Below are 14,352 nucleotides of genomic sequence, written 5' to 3'. Positions count from 1 at the left end.
GATTTTTAACCGCGCCCAACCTGCCAAACGGAGACAAGACCGTCAAGAAACAACTTGTCGGCGCCGAAGACGCGAAGGACGTCGGGAGTGATTGCCTGGCCGAGACCGGAGAGGTTCAACATCTCGCTGATGGCACTCGCGAGCCAGAAGGACGAGGAAGAACTACGCTCCTTCCAGTCCACGATCGGCAGGTCCTTCGAGATGCCCCGTGATTCCAGATAGTCGCGGATGTCCTCCTCGCCGCCAAGCTTGTCGACCAGCTTGACGTTGAGTGCCTGGCGACCGGTGAAGATCGTGCCATCCGCGAGCTTCAGCACCTCGTCGCGCGGCATCTTGCGGCGATCGGCAACGAGATCGACGAACCATGCATAGCTGTCCATCACCATGCTGCGGATCATCGTCTTGGCTTCCTCGCTCGCGGGATGGAAGGGCGACGGCTCGGCCTTCAGCGGCGCCGACTTGATCTCTTCCAGCGAGACACCAATCTTCTTCATCACCTCATCGACCTGCGGATATTGGAAGATGACGCCGATCGAACCGGTGATCGAGCTTTCGCCCGCGACGATCTGGTCGCCGGCGGTGGCAATCATATAGCCGGCAGACGCGGCCAGCGTGCGGATATCGGAAACGACCGGCTTCTTTTCGGAAACCTTGCGGATCGCCTTGAAGATGCGCTCGCCGCCATAGGTCGTCCCGCCCGGCGAGGAAATCGAGACGATCAACGCCTTGGCCTGGCTGCTCTCGGCAATCTTGGCGAGGCGCTCCAGCAATTCCTTGTCATCGGTGATCAAACCGGAGATTTCGATGCGGGCGACATGAGGCAAGGCGGATCCGGCACTCTCGCCGGCAACGGCACGGTAGAGCGCAAAACCGATGCCGACCAAAAAAACAAGAGCAACGACCCGCCAGAAACTCAGCTTGCGGCGCAGGGAGCGCCGGTCCGCGATTGCCATTTGATCCATAAAATCACCCTTCGAGATGAACCGTCGTTGCTAAATAGGCTCTCTAGCGTGTTTTGCAGCGGCTCACATCACGTTTTTATGTTGCCCATTATTGTTTGTTGATTGAATAAAAACCATATTGGCGGACAAAGCAAAGCTCCTACCTGTTCCATCGGCATTGCCGAGATGGGCATGGAGACGAGCTAGAAGGAACAACCCGGCACTCATGCTGCAGCATATTCGAAAAACGGCAGGCTTTACTGCGGCGCTGGAGCCGCGCGCGGATGCCTATCAGGCGGCGCTGGCGCATTCCTCGCTCGTGCGTAAACTCAAGATACTGCTGCCGATCCTGGCCGGCGTGATTTCGGCCGCCTTCATCGCTATCTCGATTGTCCGCGCCTACCTGCCGGAAAACCTTTCGATTGAAAACGCCCGGATCGAAAACGGAAAGATCGTCATGGAACGACCGGCGATCTCCGGCCGCAACAAGGACGGCATCAGCTACTCGATGACCGCAAACCGTGCGCTGCAGGATATCAAGAACTCGAACATGATCACGCTTGAGGACGTCAAGGCCGCCGTGCCGGTCAACGACGACGTTATCGCGCGGGTCATCGCGACCGGCGCCGACTTCGACCGCGGCACGGACATGCTCGATCTCAACTCCCCGTTCGATGTCAATCTGAGCAACGGGATCACCGCCCGCTTCAAATCCGCCCATCTCGATATCAACGCTGGTGTGATGAATTCACCCGAGCACGTCGATATCGCCATGAAAGAAGGCTCTATCGTTGCAGAGTCTTTAAAGATAACGGATAAGGGACATACCATCACCTTCAAAGGCCAGGTTCGCGTCCATCTCGATCCAGCCACCATTCGCAACCAAGGCAAATAGAGCCCGGCCGTCATGATCAATCGCCGCCTTCTTACACGCAATGCCGCAGTTCTGATCGCGGCAGGATTTATTTCCTGTCTAGCAGCGACCGCACATGCCCAGACGACCACCAGCCAGATGGAAGGCCTGAAGCTTTCCGGCGACCAACCAATCCAGATCCAGAGTGACCAACTCGAGATCAAGGAGCAGGAAAAGAAGGCCTATTTTACCGGCAACGTCCAGGTCGTGCAGGGCACGACCACGATGAAGGCGGGCAAGATGACGGTTCTTTATACGGGTGAAGGTGGCTCGGTGACCTCGGGCAACGCCAATATCGACAAGATATTCCTCGACGAGACGGTATTTCTGACCTCGGGAACGCAGCAGGCGACCGCCGAGAAGGGCGAGTTCGACATGAAATCCCAAACCTTCGTGCTTTCCGGCAAGCAGGTCGTGCTCTCCGAAGGCCCTAACGTCTTCAAGGGTTGCAAACTCACCGTCCTGATGGAAACCGGCCAGGCCAAGCTCGACGCCTGTGGCGGGCGCGTTGAGATCCTGCTCGACCCGAAATCGCGGCCAAAGCAATAATAGACATTTGACGTGAAAATACCGTTCATCACCAGTCTGTCGGCAAGGAAGCCGTCCGCGCCCGAACCCTTCGTCGTACGCGATAAAGCGCGCTACGAGGGTACGCTGGTCGCGCATGGGCTTTCGAAGACCTACGACACGCGTCGCGTCGTCAACGGCGTGTCGCTGGTCGTGCGCCGTGGCGAGGCCGTCGGACTGCTCGGGCCGAACGGCGCGGGCAAGACGACCTGCTTCTACATGATCACCGGCCTGGTGCCGGTGGACGAAGGCATGATCGCGATCAACGGCAACGAAGTCACCCGCATGCCGATGTATCGCCGCGCCCGGTTGGGCGTGGGCTATCTGCCGCAGGAAGCATCGATCTTCCGCGGCCTGACAGTCGAGGAAAACATTCGCGCGGTGCTGGAAGTCCACGAGCCCGACAGGGACGAGCGGGAACGTAAACTCGACGAGCTGCTGGAAGAGTTCCATATCAGCCAACTTCGGAAAACAGCGGCCGTTGCGCTTTCCGGCGGTGAGCGCCGACGTCTTGAAATTGCCCGAGCGCTGGCGACCGACCCTGCCTTCATGCTGCTCGACGAACCTTTTGCGGGCGTCGACCCTATTTCGGTTTCCGACATCCAGAACCTCGTGCGCCACTTGACGGCACGCGGGATCGGCGTTCTGATAACGGACCACAACGTCCGCGAAACATTGGGCCTGATCGACCGGGCCTATATCATCCATGCGGGCGAAGTACTGACGCACGGCCGCGCAGACGACATTGTCAACAACCCGGACGTCCGCCGCCTCTACCTCGGCGACAAGTTCAGCCTCTAGACGCTGTTCCGGTCGCTGCAGCGCGCCAAAGAAATTTACTTTCCCGCACTGCAGCGCTTGACCAAATCTTTCAAAAAAGCAATTCTTGTGCCAGATGCAAATTTGGCCTTGTGGAGGCTTGGCCGAAAGCGAGCGTCCGCCATCCATGACCGGGTGGTTCAAGGGGATTGCACGGGAGTTTCGCGTCCGCCATGGGTTTATCCGCTAATCTTTTCCTACGCCAAACCCAATCGCTGGTGATGACGCCGCAGCTGATGCAATCCATCCAGCTGCTGCAGATGACGCATTTCGAACTCAACCAGTTCATCGCCCAGGAAGTCGAAAAGAACCCGCTGCTCGAAATTACGTCAAACGAGAGCGAAAACGACGCGGAAACAGGCTTCGACAGCGCCGACGACTTTGCCCCGACTGAAGACCGCGAGAGTTCGGCAGTGGCCGAAGTCGATAGCGGCTGGTACGAGGGGTCCTCTTCCATCAGCGCCGAAAGGCTCGGCGAAGGGCTCGACACGGGCTTCGAGAACGTCTTTCCCGACGATGGTCCGGCGCGGCGCGCCGATGCGCCGGAGCTGCTCAGCCAATGGAAATCGATGCCGGGCGGCGAGTCTGGCGAAGACTACGATCTGGATGATTTCGTCGCCGGTCAGGTGACGCTGCGCGACCACCTGAACCAGCAGATCCCTTTCCTGATCATCGATGCGGCCAACCGCCTGATTGCCCAACATCTCGTTGATCAGCTGGACGAGGCCGGTTATATGCTCGGCGACATCGAGGAGATTGCCGCCCGCCTGGGCAGAAGCGTCGAGAATGTAGAAGCCATCCTCCGCTCGCTGCAGACGCTCGATCCGCCGGGCGTCTTCGCGCGATCGCTCAGCGAATGTCTGGCAATCCAGCTTCGGGAAAAGGACCGACTCGACCCGGCCATGGATGCGCTGATCAGACATCTGGATCTGCTGGGCAAACGCGACTTCGCCTCGCTTCGAAAGATCTGCGGCGTCGACGACGAAGACCTCATCGACATGCTGGCAGAAATCCGCTGCCTCAACCCCAAGCCCGGCGCCGGCTTCGAGCGCGGCATGTCTGAGACGATTTCGCCGGATATCGTCGTGCGCGCAGCGCCCGACGGCAGCTGGGTGGTCGAGCTCAATCCGGACACCCTGCCGCGTGTCCTGGTAAACCACAGCTATTTCCAGACGGTGTCCAAGCACTGCCCGAAAAACGGGGACGACCACAACTTTCTTTCCGAATGCATGCAGAATGCCAATTGGCTGACGCGCAGCCTCGACCAGCGGGCCAAGACGATCATGAAGGTGGCGGCCGAAATCGTCCGGCAACAGGATGCCTTCCTGATCCACGGCGTCGATCACCTGCGCCCGCTCAACCTCAAGACCGTCGCCGAAGCGATCAAGATGCATGAATCGACGGTCAGCCGCGTCACCTCCAACAAATACATGCTGACGCCGCGGGGGCTGTTCGAGCTCAAATATTTCTTCACAGTGTCGATCGGCTCGGCGGAAGAAGGCGGCGACAGCCATTCGGCGGAGGCCGTGCGCCATCGGATTCGCCTGCTGATCGCCCAGGAAACGCCTGAGACGGTGCTCTCCGACGACGATATCGTCGTCAGCCTGAAACGCGGCGGGGTCGAGCTCGCGCGCCGGACCGTCGCGAAGTACCGCGAGGCGATGAACATTCCTTCTTCCGTCCAGCGCCGTCGCGAAAAGCGCGCGATCGCCGGGGTCGCGGCGTTCTGAGAAACCGGCGAAACACCCGGGTTTCCACAGGCCTACGTAGAAATCCCGAGGCCCGCTGCCGTTGACATTTAAAACATCGGGCGCTAGAAGCCCGCCGCAACTGCACGGGACATGGCACGAAACGTATCCCATTATCCAGACAGGCATCGATTGCAGCAATTTGGCCCAGTCGCATGTGAACGGCTTGGATGCGGGGACGGCTTGGCGTAGACTGGAACACGCAAGTCACGACAAGAAGGAAGAACTCCATGAGTGTGCGTGTATCCGGTAAGCATATGGAAATTGGCGATTCGTTCCGTCAAAGGATCGAGGACCAAATCGGAGAAGCGATTACAAAATACTTCGACGGAGGCTATTCAGGCCAAGTCATCGTGGAAAAGGCTGGTTCGCGCTTTTCTGCCGACTGCAAGGTGCATCTCGATACCGGGATCGTCCTGCATGCGGCTGGCGAGGCGAATGATCCGCAGATCAGTTTCGACGCCGCAGCACAGCGGATCGAAAAACGTCTGCGCCGCTACAAGCGGCGGCTCAAGGATCATCATGCCGGCAACCATGTGAATGGTTATGCGGAAGTTGCCTACACTGTTATGGACAGCGTACCGGATGAAGGGGAGGAAGTGCCCGAGGATTTCGCGCCGACCATCGTCGCGGAAAGTTCGAAGCAGTTGAAGACGATGACGGTCGCAAGCGCCGTCATGGCACTTGATATGACAGACGAGCCTGTTCTTCTGTTCCGTAGCCCCGGCAAGGAACATCTGAACATTGTGTACCGCCGCAATGACGGCAATATTGGCTGGATCGATTCCACCAATATCAAGAACTAACAACTTGGGGAGAGCGTCGGAGACGGCGCTCCCCTTCGCCTAGGGCACAAGCTCTTGCGGCACGAAGGATGAAGAGAATGGCATTGGCAGATTTGCTGCAGCAAGATGCGATTATTCCTGCCCTAAAGGTAAACTCCAAAAAGCAGCTATTGCAGGAGCTGGCGGTCAAGGCTTCCAAGTTGACGGGCGTGAGTGAACGAGAAATCTTCGACATCATCCTGCAGCGCGAAAGGCTCGGCTCCACCGGCGTCGGCCACGGCATCGCCATCCCGCACGGCAAGCTCAACAGCATCTCGTCGATCAAGGGTATTTTCGCGCGCCTTGAAGCCCCGGTCGATTTCGAAGCGCTCGACGACGAGCCGGTCGATCTGGTGTTCCTGCTGCTCGCGCCCGAAGGCGCCGGCGCCGACCACCTGAAGGCCCTGTCGCGTATTGCCCGCGTGTTGCGCGACCAGGATCTCGTCGCCAAGCTGCGCAAGACCGATTCCGCTTCGGCGATCTACGCATTCCTCAACGAGGAACAAGCCAACCACGCCGCCTGACGGCATATGCATTCGTGGGGACGAAACAAACTGCCCGGCCGCTGTCAAAGCGCCGGGCGGTTTTGTTTTTGAGCCGTATTTTGCAGGGGTTACGCGCGAAAACTCGACCGATCAGAACAATCGACAATCAGACGATGAAACATCAACGGGGACCGGCCGGCGTAAAATGAGGAGCAGGCTTTACCCCTGCTCCTCAAAGGCTTCAGGCGCTCTTCTCACCGGCGGTTTCTGCCGAAGCTTCCGACTTCGGACCACCTTTTGCGACACCCACCATGGCGGGGCGCAGGACGCGTTCGCCGATCGTGAAGCCGGCCTGAACGACCTGGACGACAGTATTGTTCGGGACGGCAGGGTTCGGGATTTCGAACATCGCCTGGTGGAAGTTCGGATCAAACTTCTGGCCTTCAGCATCGATCTTCTTCACGCCGTGGCGCTCCAGAGCGGACAGCATCGAGCGTTCAGTCATCTCGACGCCCTCCAGGAGCGTGGTCAGCGAGGCATCTGCCGTGGCGCGCATTTCGGTCGGCACGGCGTCCAGCGCCCGGCGCAGGTTGTCCGAAACGGCGAGCATGTCGCGCGCAAAGCCGGCGGCGGCGTAGGACTTAGCGTCCTTGATTTCGCGTTCGGTGCGGCGGCGCAGGTTATCCATCTCGGCGGCAAGCCGCAGGAAACGGTCGCGCAGCTCGTTGTTTTCGGCCTTCAGCAATTCCAGCGGATCAGGTTCGGCGGCAGGCGCCTCGGCATTCTTCTGGTTGGCCGCGTCCTCAAGAGCAGATGCTACGGCTTCCGCAGTGTTCTCCGCGGCAGTTGCGTCAGGTCCGTTCTTGTTGGTTTCGTCGGTCATGACGGTCTCCGGTTATTCTTGGCTTCGATTTACGGGCTTGGATTTGTGCCCGATATCGAGGTTTAAGGTGGAAAAATCAAGGCTTGCTGGGAAACTTGGGCGGTCCGGCCGCAAAATTCAGCGCGACAGCCTGGCAAGCAGCTGCGCGGTGTAGTCCACCATCGGCACGATACGGGAATAGTTGAGCCGCGTCGGCCCGATGACACCGACGGCACCGACGATCCGGTCCTCGCCGTCACGATAGGGCGCCACGATGAGCGAGGAGCCAGAGAGGGAAAACAGCTTGTTTTCAGAGCCAATGAAGATCCGGACGCCCGGCCCTTTTTCTGCGAGATCGAGAATCTCGATCAGGCTGTCCTTCTTTTCGAGATCATCGAAAAGCAGCCGCAAACGATCGAGATCCGCGACATCCGCCAGGCCTTCAAGCAAATTGGCGCGGCCGCGGACGATGAGCTGGGTCGGTTTGCCTTCCTCGCTGTCGCCGGACCAGACCGCAAGACCGCGCTCGACCAGTTCGTGCGAGAGCGCATAAAGCTCTCCCTGAACCTGGTCCTTGAGGGTCTTCAGCTGGCCGCGCAGTTCCGGCAAGGTCTGGCCACTCAGGTGGGCATTGAGGAAATTGGCCGCTTCGGTCAACTGCGACGACGTCACGCCGGCGGGCAGCTCGATGATACGGTTTTCGACCTGATTGTGATCACCGACCAGCACGGCGAGCGCCTTGGTCGGCTCGAGGCGGATAAACTCAACATGCTTGAGGACGGGATCGCTCTTGGTGGTGATGACGATGCCGGCGCCGCGCGAGACGCCCGAGAGCATGCGGCTTGCCTCCGCCATCAGGCTTTCCATCGGCTGGTCGCGGTCGGCCGGGCGGATCTGCCGGTCGATGTTGGCACGCTCCTCGGCAGACAGGTCTCCGACCTGCATGAAGGCGTCGACGAAAAACCGGAGCCCTGACTGGGTCGGCAGGCGGCCAGCGCTGATATGCGGGGAATAGATGAGGCCGAGTTCTTCAAGATCGCTCATCACATTGCGCACCGAAGCCGGTGACAAAGAGATGGGCAGCAACCGCGAAAGATTGCGGGAGCCCAGCGGCTCACCGTTTTCCAGGTAGCTTTCCACGATGCGGCGGAAAATTTCGCGCGAACGGTCATCGAGCACAGAGCCGCTGTCCCTACCCGTCGATGCCGAAAATCCCATCTAGACCTTCACCGTTCCGTTGATCATTCGATAAAATATAGTCATTCGACGCGCCTTCTCCAAAGGGAAAATTGCGCCAGCCACGATCATTCGCTCGTACACTCATTAGGGCTTTTTCTTTGCAAAAGCTTGGCCGGGGCCGTAGAAGGCGGAAACAGAAATCCAGGGAGTGAAACATGCGGCCTTCAGGCAGACAGTTGAACCAGATGCGCAAGGTCTCGTTCGAGCGCAATTTCTCCAAGCACGCGGAAGGTTCCTGCCTCGTCAAGTTCGGCGACACGCATGTGCTCTGCACCGCGAGCCTCGAAGAAAAGACGCCGCCGTGGCTGCGCAACAGCGGCAAGGGCTGGGTCACCGCCGAATACGGCATGCTGCCGCGCGCTACCGGCGACCGCATGAAGCGCGAAGCCGCCGCCGGCAAGCAGGGCGGCCGCACCCAGGAAATCCAGCGCCTGATCGGTCGGTCCTTGCGCGCCGTCATCGATCTCGAAGCACTCGGCGAAAAGCAGATCACCATCGACTGCGACGTCATCCAGGCGGATGGCGGCACGCGCACCGCTTCGATCACCGGTGGCTGGATTGCGCTCTACGACTGCCTGAAGTGGATGGAAGCCCGCTCGATGACCAAGGTCGACAAGGTGCTCAAGGACCATGTCGCGGCGATCTCCTGCGGCATCTTTGCCGGCCAGCCGGTAATCGACCTCGACTATATCGAGGATTCGGCTGCCGAGACGGACGCCAATTTCGTCATGACCGGTTCCGGCGGAATCGTCGAGGTGCAGGGCACGGCGGAAGGCAAGCCCTTCAGCCAGGAAGAGTTCCTGAAGCTGCTGGCGCTCGCTCAGGACGGTACCCAGGAACTGGTGGCGATGCAGAAGCAGGCGATTGCCTGAACCTGAAAGAGGTGCGGTTTGATTGAAGGCATTCTCGAAACCGCGCTCTACGCCGCTGATCTCGATGCCGCCGAAGCATTTTACGGCGGCATTCTCGGCCTAGAGAAGGTGCGGCGCGCCGGCACCAGACATGTGTTCTTTCGTTGTGGGCCGGGCATCCTGCTGATCTTCAATCCGGCTGAGACGATCAAGCCACCGCCCGCCGATTCGCTACCCGTACCGCCACATGGCTCGATGGGACCGGGGCATATCTGCTTTCGCATGACCGGCGACGCGATTGACTTGATCAGGGAAAAGCTCAACAAGGCAGGGATTGCCATCGAAAGCGATTTCCGCTGGCCGAACGGTGCCCGCTCAATCTATTTCCGCGATCCGGCCGGCAACAGCCTGGAATGCGCAGAGCCCAGGCTCTGGAATATCGAATAGGAATTATCATGCGCAAGCTCGATACCAAGACGATCGTCGTCGCCAGCCACAATGCCGGAAAGATCCGCGAAATCGCCGAATTGATCGGCCCCTTCGGTTTCTCGGCCAAATCCGCCGCCGAACTGCAATTCGAAGAGCCGGACGAGACGGGCACGACATTCGAGGAAAATGCCGCGATCAAGGCACTCGCCTCCGCCCGGGCCTCCGGCCTGCCCGCACTGTCTGACGATTCCGGCATCGTCATCGACGCGCTCGACGGTGCGCCGGGTGTCTATACCGCCAACTGGGCGGAGCGTGAGGATGGCAGCCGCGATTTCCAGATGGCGATGGAAAAGGTCGAGAAGGCGCTCGAAGAACGCGGCGCGACCAAGCCGGAACAGCGCGGTTGCCGCTTTGTCAGCGTTCTCTGTCTCGCATGGCCTGACGGACACACGGAAATGTTCCGGGGCGAAGTGGAAGGCACTGTAGTGTGGCCGCCGCGCGGCACCCAGGGTTTTGGTTATGACCCGGTCTTCCAACCGGAAGGCTATGATATTACCTTCGGTGAAATGAGTAGTGATCAGAAACACGGCTGGAAACCTGGCGAACCGGAAGCGCTTTCGCATCGCGCCCGTGCCTTCAAGCGTTTCGTCGAAACCTGCCTGGAGGCTTGAGGCATTTTGAACTCAGCCGCTCCCCTTCTGCGCGACACCCTTCTGCCCGATACCGGCGAGCCGGGCTTTGGCGTCTATGTGCATTGGCCATTCTGTGCGGCCAAGTGCCCCTATTGCGACTTCAACAGCCATGTGCGCCATCAGCCCGTGGACCAGCCGCGTTTCACCGCCGCCTTCCTGAAGGAGATGGAAGTGATGCGGCGGATGAGCGGGCCGAAAACCGTCACCAGTATTTTCCTCGGCGGCGGTACGCCGTCCCTGATGGACCCCGCCACGGTCTCGGCGATCCTCGACGGCATTGCCAGGCATTGGCATGTGCCCGACGGCATCGAGATCACCATGGAGGCCAACCCTTCGAGCGTCGAGGCGACCCGCTTCCGCGGCTATCGCGCTGCCGGGGTCAACCGTGTCTCACTCGGCGTGCAGGCGCTCAACGATCCGGACCTCAAGTTCCTGGGTCGGCTGCATGACGTCGCCGATGCCCTGAAGGCGATCAAACTGGCGCGGGAGATCTTTCCGCGCATGTCCTTCGATCTCATCTATGCCCGGCCGAAACAGACGGTCGAGGCCTGGGAAGCGGAACTGAAGGAAGCGGTTTCCTACGCGGTCGACCATTTGTCGCTCTACCAGCTCACCATCGAGGAAGGCACGCCTTTCTATGGCCTGCACAAGGCCGGCAAACTGATCGTGCCGGATGACGACCAGTCGGCAGCCCTCTACGAGGCGACCCAACAGATCACCGAGGGGTTCGGCATGCCGGCCTACGAGGTTTCCAACCACGCCCGCCCCGGTGCTGAAAGCCGCCATAACCTGACCTATTGGCGCTACGGCGACTATGCCGGCATCGGACCCGGCGCCCACGGGCGTCTGATGCGCGGTAGAAACAAGATCGCGACCTCCACCGAACGTCGTCCGGAAACCTGGCTGGAGCAGGTGGAACGCGTCGGCCACGGGATGCTGGACGAAGAAATCCTTGGCTTCGAGGAACAGGCCGACGAATTGCTACTGATGGGCCTGCGCCTGCGGGAAGGCGTCGATCTCGCCCGCTGGCAGCAGCTTTCCGGCCGGGACCCCGACCCGATCCGCGAGGAAAGGCTGCTGGAACATGGCTTCATCGAGCGGATCGGCAACTCGCGGCTGCGCTGCACGCCGTCCGGAATGCTGATCCTCGACGCGGTGGTTGCCGATCTGGCTTGCTGAAACCCCGGCGTTTAAGCCTTTACCGCCAGGACATGCAGCCAGTCGGTCGGCTTCTTGTCGTAGCCGCTGCCCTGCACCTCATCGATATCGACAGAGGTCCAGGCGAAAGCCTCATAAGCTGCCCTTAGCCAAGCCTTGGACGGGTAATTGTAATAACGCCCGAGGCCGTCATGTCCCTCGGCTTCGCCAGCCTTGAAACTCGCATAGAAGACGCCGCCTGGGCGCAAGGACTCGTGGATGCGGCCGAGAATGCCGCCGAGTTCCGCCCGTGGTGCATGCAGCAGGCAGGCATTGGCCCAGACGCCATCGAAAGCCGAGACCGCGTCGATATCCCCGAAACGCAGTACATCGACCGGCCTGCTCAGATGTTTGGAAGCTTCCTGCGCCATCTCCGGCGTGCCATCCGTCGGCGTGGCGTCGAAACCCCGCGCGATCATGACCGCGCTATCCCGCCCGCTGCCGCAGCCGAGTTCGAGGATGGCAGCGCCAGGTACAAGTTTCGACAGGAAGCTATCGAGGCGGCGTGTGTTTGGTGCAGAGCTCTCCGCGTAAGCCACCGCGTTTTCGCTGTAAAAGCTCGCCGTCGGATCCTTTTCCAAGGCCATGCGTGATCCTCAGCGCTGCGACATCAGCAGCTTGGTGCCAAAGCCGACAAAAACCATGCCGACGCCCAGATCGATCTTCTTCTTTGCCTTCAGATAGGCTGCGGCCACTGTTCGGTGGGTGATCAGCGCGACAAGGAAGGAATAATAGATGGTCGAAACGGTGACCATGACGGCGATCGCCGCCAAGCCATAGAGGAAGGGCGTTCCGACCGGCATGGTCGCGGCAAAAAGGCTGGCGACGAACAGCGCCGATTTCGGATTGGCAAGATTGGTCACCAAGCCCATGCGATAGGCGGTCTTGAGCGGCACGTCGATACGCGCCGCCGCTATGTCAGCCGACTGGCGTGACTTTTGCGCATCCAGGAATATCTTCAATCCGAGCCAGACAAGATAAAGTCCGCCGACGATCTTCAACGCCACATAGGCGAAAGGTGCCGCCTGGAAGAGGACATTGATCCCCAACCACCCGGCAAGACCCCAGCAGAACGTGCCTGTAATGGTCCCCATTGCCGCGAGAATCGGCACGCGACGTGGCGCGGTCAGCGCATAACGCATGACCAGAAGCGTATTGGGCCCCGGCGTTATGCACGCCACGGCCCAGATCATTGCAACAGAAAGCAGAAACATGGATTTTAAGCGTTGTTCTCGTTGATCAGCCGTTTCAGCAGTTCTACCTCGTGGCTGAGCTTCGTGTCACCCGAAATCAGCTCCTCGATCTTGCGGACCGCATGCAGGACGGTCGTGTGGTCCCTGCCGCCGAAACGGCGCCCGATCTCCGGAAAAGAGCGCGGCGTCAGCGTCTTCGACAGATACATGGCGATCTGGCGCGGCTTGACGATGACGCGAGTGCGGCGGTTGGAGACCAGTTCCTGGCGCGACACATTATAATGGCGGGCGACGATGCGCTGGATGTCCTCGATGCGGACGCGCTTGGCCTCGCCGGCACCCACCAGATGCGCGAGCAGTTCATCGACACGCTCGATCGACAGGGAAGGCTCGAAGGAACGGCGGAACAGGAGCTGATTGAACGCGCCTTCCAGCTCGCGACCGCTGGCGGTGACATTTCTCGCCACGTGGCTGAGGATTTCCGCCGGGATATCCAGCGACGGATCGTCCTGGCGGGCAGTCGCCAGGCGGCCCTTGATCATTTCGAGACGCATCTCGTAATCCGGCGCTTCGACTTCGATCGCCACACCGCCCTGCAGACGTGAACGAACGCGCGGATCGAGCGATTCCAGCTCCCAGGGCGCACGGTCGGCGGCAACCACCACCTGCTTGGCGCTATCGAGCAGCATGTTCAGGAGATGGCAGAACTCGTTCTGGATCATCTTGCCCTGCAGGAACTGCATGTCGTCGATGATCAGCAGATCGATATTGCGCAGCGAGTCCTTCAGCGTCAGTGCATCATTGTCGCGGATCGCGGTCGCGAAACGCCACATGAAATATTCCGCCGTCAGGTAGACGACCCGCGGCATGCGCTCGCTGCCGACCGCCGCATTGGCGATCGCCTGCAGAAGATGCGTCTTGCCGAGGCCGACGCCGGAATGAATGAACAGTGGATTGAAACGGACCGCGCTGGCGCCAGCTTCGGCGATCGTCTTGGCGGCAGCAAGCGCTACCCGGTTCGACGGGCCTTCCACGAACGTATCAAAGGTAAAGCGGCTATCGAGCGGTGAGCCGAACAGCGGGCCTGGAACGTGGGCCGAACGCGCAGGAGAAGCCGACGGCGACGGGAAAGCGGCAATCTTGCCGATCTCGCGGGGAGCCTGAGAGCGCGGGAAGGAGGTCGCGACGACGGGCTCCGGCGCAAGAGTGCGCTCTTCACTTGCCACAAGTACCTTGGTGTTGCGGCTTGCGCTGCGCACCAGGATTTCCACCTTCAGGATTTCCGCGTCTTCCGCCTGGAATATGGTGGTGATCTGATCGAGGTAACGATTGTTGATCCAGGATTTCAGAAAAGTGGTCGGAACCGTGAGCCGAACAACGCTCTTCGAAACGGAATGCAGCTTCAGGCGTCCGAACCAGCTCGCATAAACATCCTGGCCGACCTGTGCCTTCAAACGCGTGCTAAACCGCTCAAAAAGAGCATTATGCTTCATCTCCGTCGTTTCCCCTGCCGCCTGGGAGCAACTTGAATCAAATCCTTGCCGTGCGTGGTCCCCATTACCTGCACGGGCCGATATAGTATTCATATGCAT

The 14,352-nt window shown here is 59.9% G+C and carries 16 protein-coding genes; 10 read left to right on the top strand and 6 right to left on the bottom strand.

Annotated elements, in window-relative coordinates; all coding sequences use genetic code 11:
* Window positions 1–5 precede the first annotated feature (5 nt).
* On the bottom strand, window positions 6–962 hold the full coding sequence (gene sppA / locus RG540_RS00080) for a signal peptide peptidase SppA (RefSeq protein WP_038583359.1): 957 nt from the start codon (window positions 960–962) through the stop codon (window positions 6–8).
* Between the two features lie 205 nt (window positions 963–1,167).
* On the opposite strand from sppA, the gene lptC reads away from it, so the two are divergent.
* From lptC to ptsN, 6 genes are all read left to right on the top strand, one after another.
* Window positions 1,168–1,836 carry an LPS export ABC transporter periplasmic protein LptC gene (gene lptC, locus RG540_RS00075; RefSeq protein ID WP_038583356.1) on the top strand — a complete coding sequence of 223 codons (669 nt, stop codon included), beginning with the start codon at window positions 1,168–1,170 and terminating at the stop codon, window positions 1,834–1,836.
* Between the two features lie 12 nt (window positions 1,837–1,848).
* On the top strand, window positions 1,849–2,403 hold the full coding sequence (locus RG540_RS00070) for an LptA/OstA family protein (protein ID WP_038583353.1): 555 nt from the start codon (window positions 1,849–1,851) through the stop codon (window positions 2,401–2,403).
* Between the two features lie 36 nt (window positions 2,404–2,439).
* Window positions 2,440–3,222 (top strand): LPS export ABC transporter ATP-binding protein, encoded by a 783-nt coding sequence (gene lptB / locus RG540_RS00065; protein ID WP_080725006.1) that lies wholly within the window; start codon window positions 2,440–2,442, stop codon window positions 3,220–3,222.
* 191 nt (window positions 3,223–3,413) lie between these two features.
* Window positions 3,414–4,970 (top strand): RNA polymerase factor sigma-54, encoded by a 1,557-nt coding sequence (gene rpoN, locus RG540_RS00060; protein WP_038583348.1) that lies wholly within the window; start codon window positions 3,414–3,416, stop codon window positions 4,968–4,970.
* A gap of 248 nt (window positions 4,971–5,218) precedes the next feature.
* The gene (hpf, locus tag RG540_RS00055; protein ID WP_038583345.1) at window positions 5,219–5,794 is read left to right on the top strand and encodes a ribosome hibernation-promoting factor, HPF/YfiA family; all 576 of its coding nucleotides are present in this window, start codon (window positions 5,219–5,221) and stop codon (window positions 5,792–5,794) included.
* Between the two features lie 77 nt (window positions 5,795–5,871).
* The gene (gene ptsN / locus RG540_RS00050; RefSeq protein ID WP_038583342.1) at window positions 5,872–6,336 is read left to right on the top strand and encodes a PTS IIA-like nitrogen regulatory protein PtsN; all 465 of its coding nucleotides are present in this window, start codon (window positions 5,872–5,874) and stop codon (window positions 6,334–6,336) included.
* Between the two features lie 202 nt (window positions 6,337–6,538).
* Here the strand turns inward: ptsN and grpE are convergent, their stop codons facing one another.
* The gene (gene grpE / locus RG540_RS00045) at window positions 6,539–7,180 is read right to left on the bottom strand and encodes a nucleotide exchange factor GrpE (RefSeq protein ID WP_038583340.1); all 642 of its coding nucleotides are present in this window, start codon (window positions 7,178–7,180) and stop codon (window positions 6,539–6,541) included.
* Window positions 7,181–7,297: 117 nt separating this feature from the next.
* Window positions 7,298–8,377: a heat-inducible transcriptional repressor HrcA gene (gene hrcA, locus RG540_RS00040; RefSeq protein ID WP_038583337.1), complete on the bottom strand. Its 1,080-nt coding sequence runs from the start codon at window positions 8,375–8,377 to the stop codon at window positions 7,298–7,300.
* Between the two features lie 176 nt (window positions 8,378–8,553).
* Here hrcA and rph point away from each other — a divergent pair, with 176 nt between their 5' ends.
* The 4 genes from rph to hemW are packed head-to-tail and all read left to right on the top strand — an operon-like array spanning window position 8,554 to window position 11,549.
* Window positions 8,554–9,270, top strand: a complete 717-nt coding sequence (gene rph, locus RG540_RS00035) for a ribonuclease PH (protein WP_038583334.1) — start codon at window positions 8,554–8,556, stop codon at window positions 9,268–9,270.
* 18 nt (window positions 9,271–9,288) lie between these two features.
* Window positions 9,289–9,696: a VOC family protein gene (locus RG540_RS00030; protein WP_038583331.1), complete on the top strand. Its 408-nt coding sequence runs from the start codon at window positions 9,289–9,291 to the stop codon at window positions 9,694–9,696.
* A gap of 8 nt (window positions 9,697–9,704) precedes the next feature.
* Complete coding sequence (gene rdgB, locus RG540_RS00025; RefSeq protein ID WP_038583328.1) at window positions 9,705–10,349, top strand: RdgB/HAM1 family non-canonical purine NTP pyrophosphatase; 645 nt, start codon at window positions 9,705–9,707, stop codon at window positions 10,347–10,349.
* A gap of 6 nt (window positions 10,350–10,355) precedes the next feature.
* The gene (gene hemW / locus RG540_RS00020) at window positions 10,356–11,549 is read left to right on the top strand and encodes a radical SAM family heme chaperone HemW (protein WP_038583325.1); all 1,194 of its coding nucleotides are present in this window, start codon (window positions 10,356–10,358) and stop codon (window positions 11,547–11,549) included.
* An 11-nt stretch (window positions 11,550–11,560) separates the two neighbouring features.
* Here the strand turns inward: hemW and RG540_RS00015 are convergent, their stop codons facing one another.
* The 3 genes from RG540_RS00015 to dnaA are packed head-to-tail and all read right to left on the bottom strand — an operon-like array spanning window position 11,561 to window position 14,352.
* A complete protein-coding gene (locus RG540_RS00015) occupies window positions 11,561–12,154 on the bottom strand; it encodes a class I SAM-dependent methyltransferase (RefSeq protein WP_038583323.1) in 594 nt (197 codons plus the stop codon).
* Between the two features lie 9 nt (window positions 12,155–12,163).
* Complete coding sequence (locus RG540_RS00010; RefSeq protein WP_038583322.1) at window positions 12,164–12,781, bottom strand: LysE family translocator; 618 nt, start codon at window positions 12,779–12,781, stop codon at window positions 12,164–12,166.
* 5 nt (window positions 12,782–12,786) lie between these two features.
* A complete protein-coding gene (gene dnaA, locus RG540_RS00005; protein WP_038583319.1) occupies window positions 12,787–14,352 on the bottom strand; it encodes a chromosomal replication initiator protein DnaA in 1,566 nt (521 codons plus the stop codon).

Source organism: Neorhizobium galegae bv. orientalis str. HAMBI 540, assembly GCF_000731315.1.
GTDB lineage: Bacteria > Pseudomonadota > Alphaproteobacteria > Rhizobiales > Rhizobiaceae > Neorhizobium > Neorhizobium galegae.
The sequence above is the reverse complement of the archived record's forward strand: the minus strand, read 5'-3'. Positions and strand labels throughout refer to the sequence as shown.

Excerpts from the sequence above, each read along its gene's own strand:
- sppA (WP_038583359.1), bottom strand. The coding sequence starts at position 962 with ATGGATCAAATGGCAATCGCGGACCGGCGCTCCCTGCGCCGCAAGCTG.
- lptC (WP_038583356.1), top strand. The coding sequence starts at position 1,168 with ATGCTGCAGCATATTCGAAAAACGGCAGGCTTTACTGCGGCGCTGGAG.
- RG540_RS00070 (WP_038583353.1), top strand. The coding sequence starts at position 1,849 with ATGATCAATCGCCGCCTTCTTACACGCAATGCCGCAGTTCTGATCGCG.
- rpoN (WP_038583348.1), top strand. The coding sequence starts at position 3,414 with ATGGGTTTATCCGCTAATCTTTTCCTACGCCAAACCCAATCGCTGGTG.
- hpf (WP_038583345.1), top strand. The coding sequence starts at position 5,219 with ATGAGTGTGCGTGTATCCGGTAAGCATATGGAAATTGGCGATTCGTTC.
- ptsN (WP_038583342.1), top strand. The coding sequence starts at position 5,872 with ATGGCATTGGCAGATTTGCTGCAGCAAGATGCGATTATTCCTGCCCTA.
- grpE (WP_038583340.1), bottom strand. The coding sequence starts at position 7,180 with ATGACCGACGAAACCAACAAGAACGGACCTGACGCAACTGCCGCGGAG.
- hrcA (WP_038583337.1), bottom strand. The coding sequence starts at position 8,377 with ATGGGATTTTCGGCATCGACGGGTAGGGACAGCGGCTCTGTGCTCGAT.
- rph (WP_038583334.1), top strand. The coding sequence starts at position 8,554 with ATGCGGCCTTCAGGCAGACAGTTGAACCAGATGCGCAAGGTCTCGTTC.
- rdgB (WP_038583328.1), top strand. The coding sequence starts at position 9,705 with ATGCGCAAGCTCGATACCAAGACGATCGTCGTCGCCAGCCACAATGCC.
- RG540_RS00015 (WP_038583323.1), bottom strand. The coding sequence starts at position 12,154 with ATGGCCTTGGAAAAGGATCCGACGGCGAGCTTTTACAGCGAAAACGCG.
- RG540_RS00010 (WP_038583322.1), bottom strand. The coding sequence starts at position 12,781 with ATGTTTCTGCTTTCTGTTGCAATGATCTGGGCCGTGGCGTGCATAACG.
- dnaA (WP_038583319.1), bottom strand. The coding sequence starts at position 14,352 with ATGCATATGAATACTATATCGGCCCGTGCAGGTAATGGGGACCACGCA.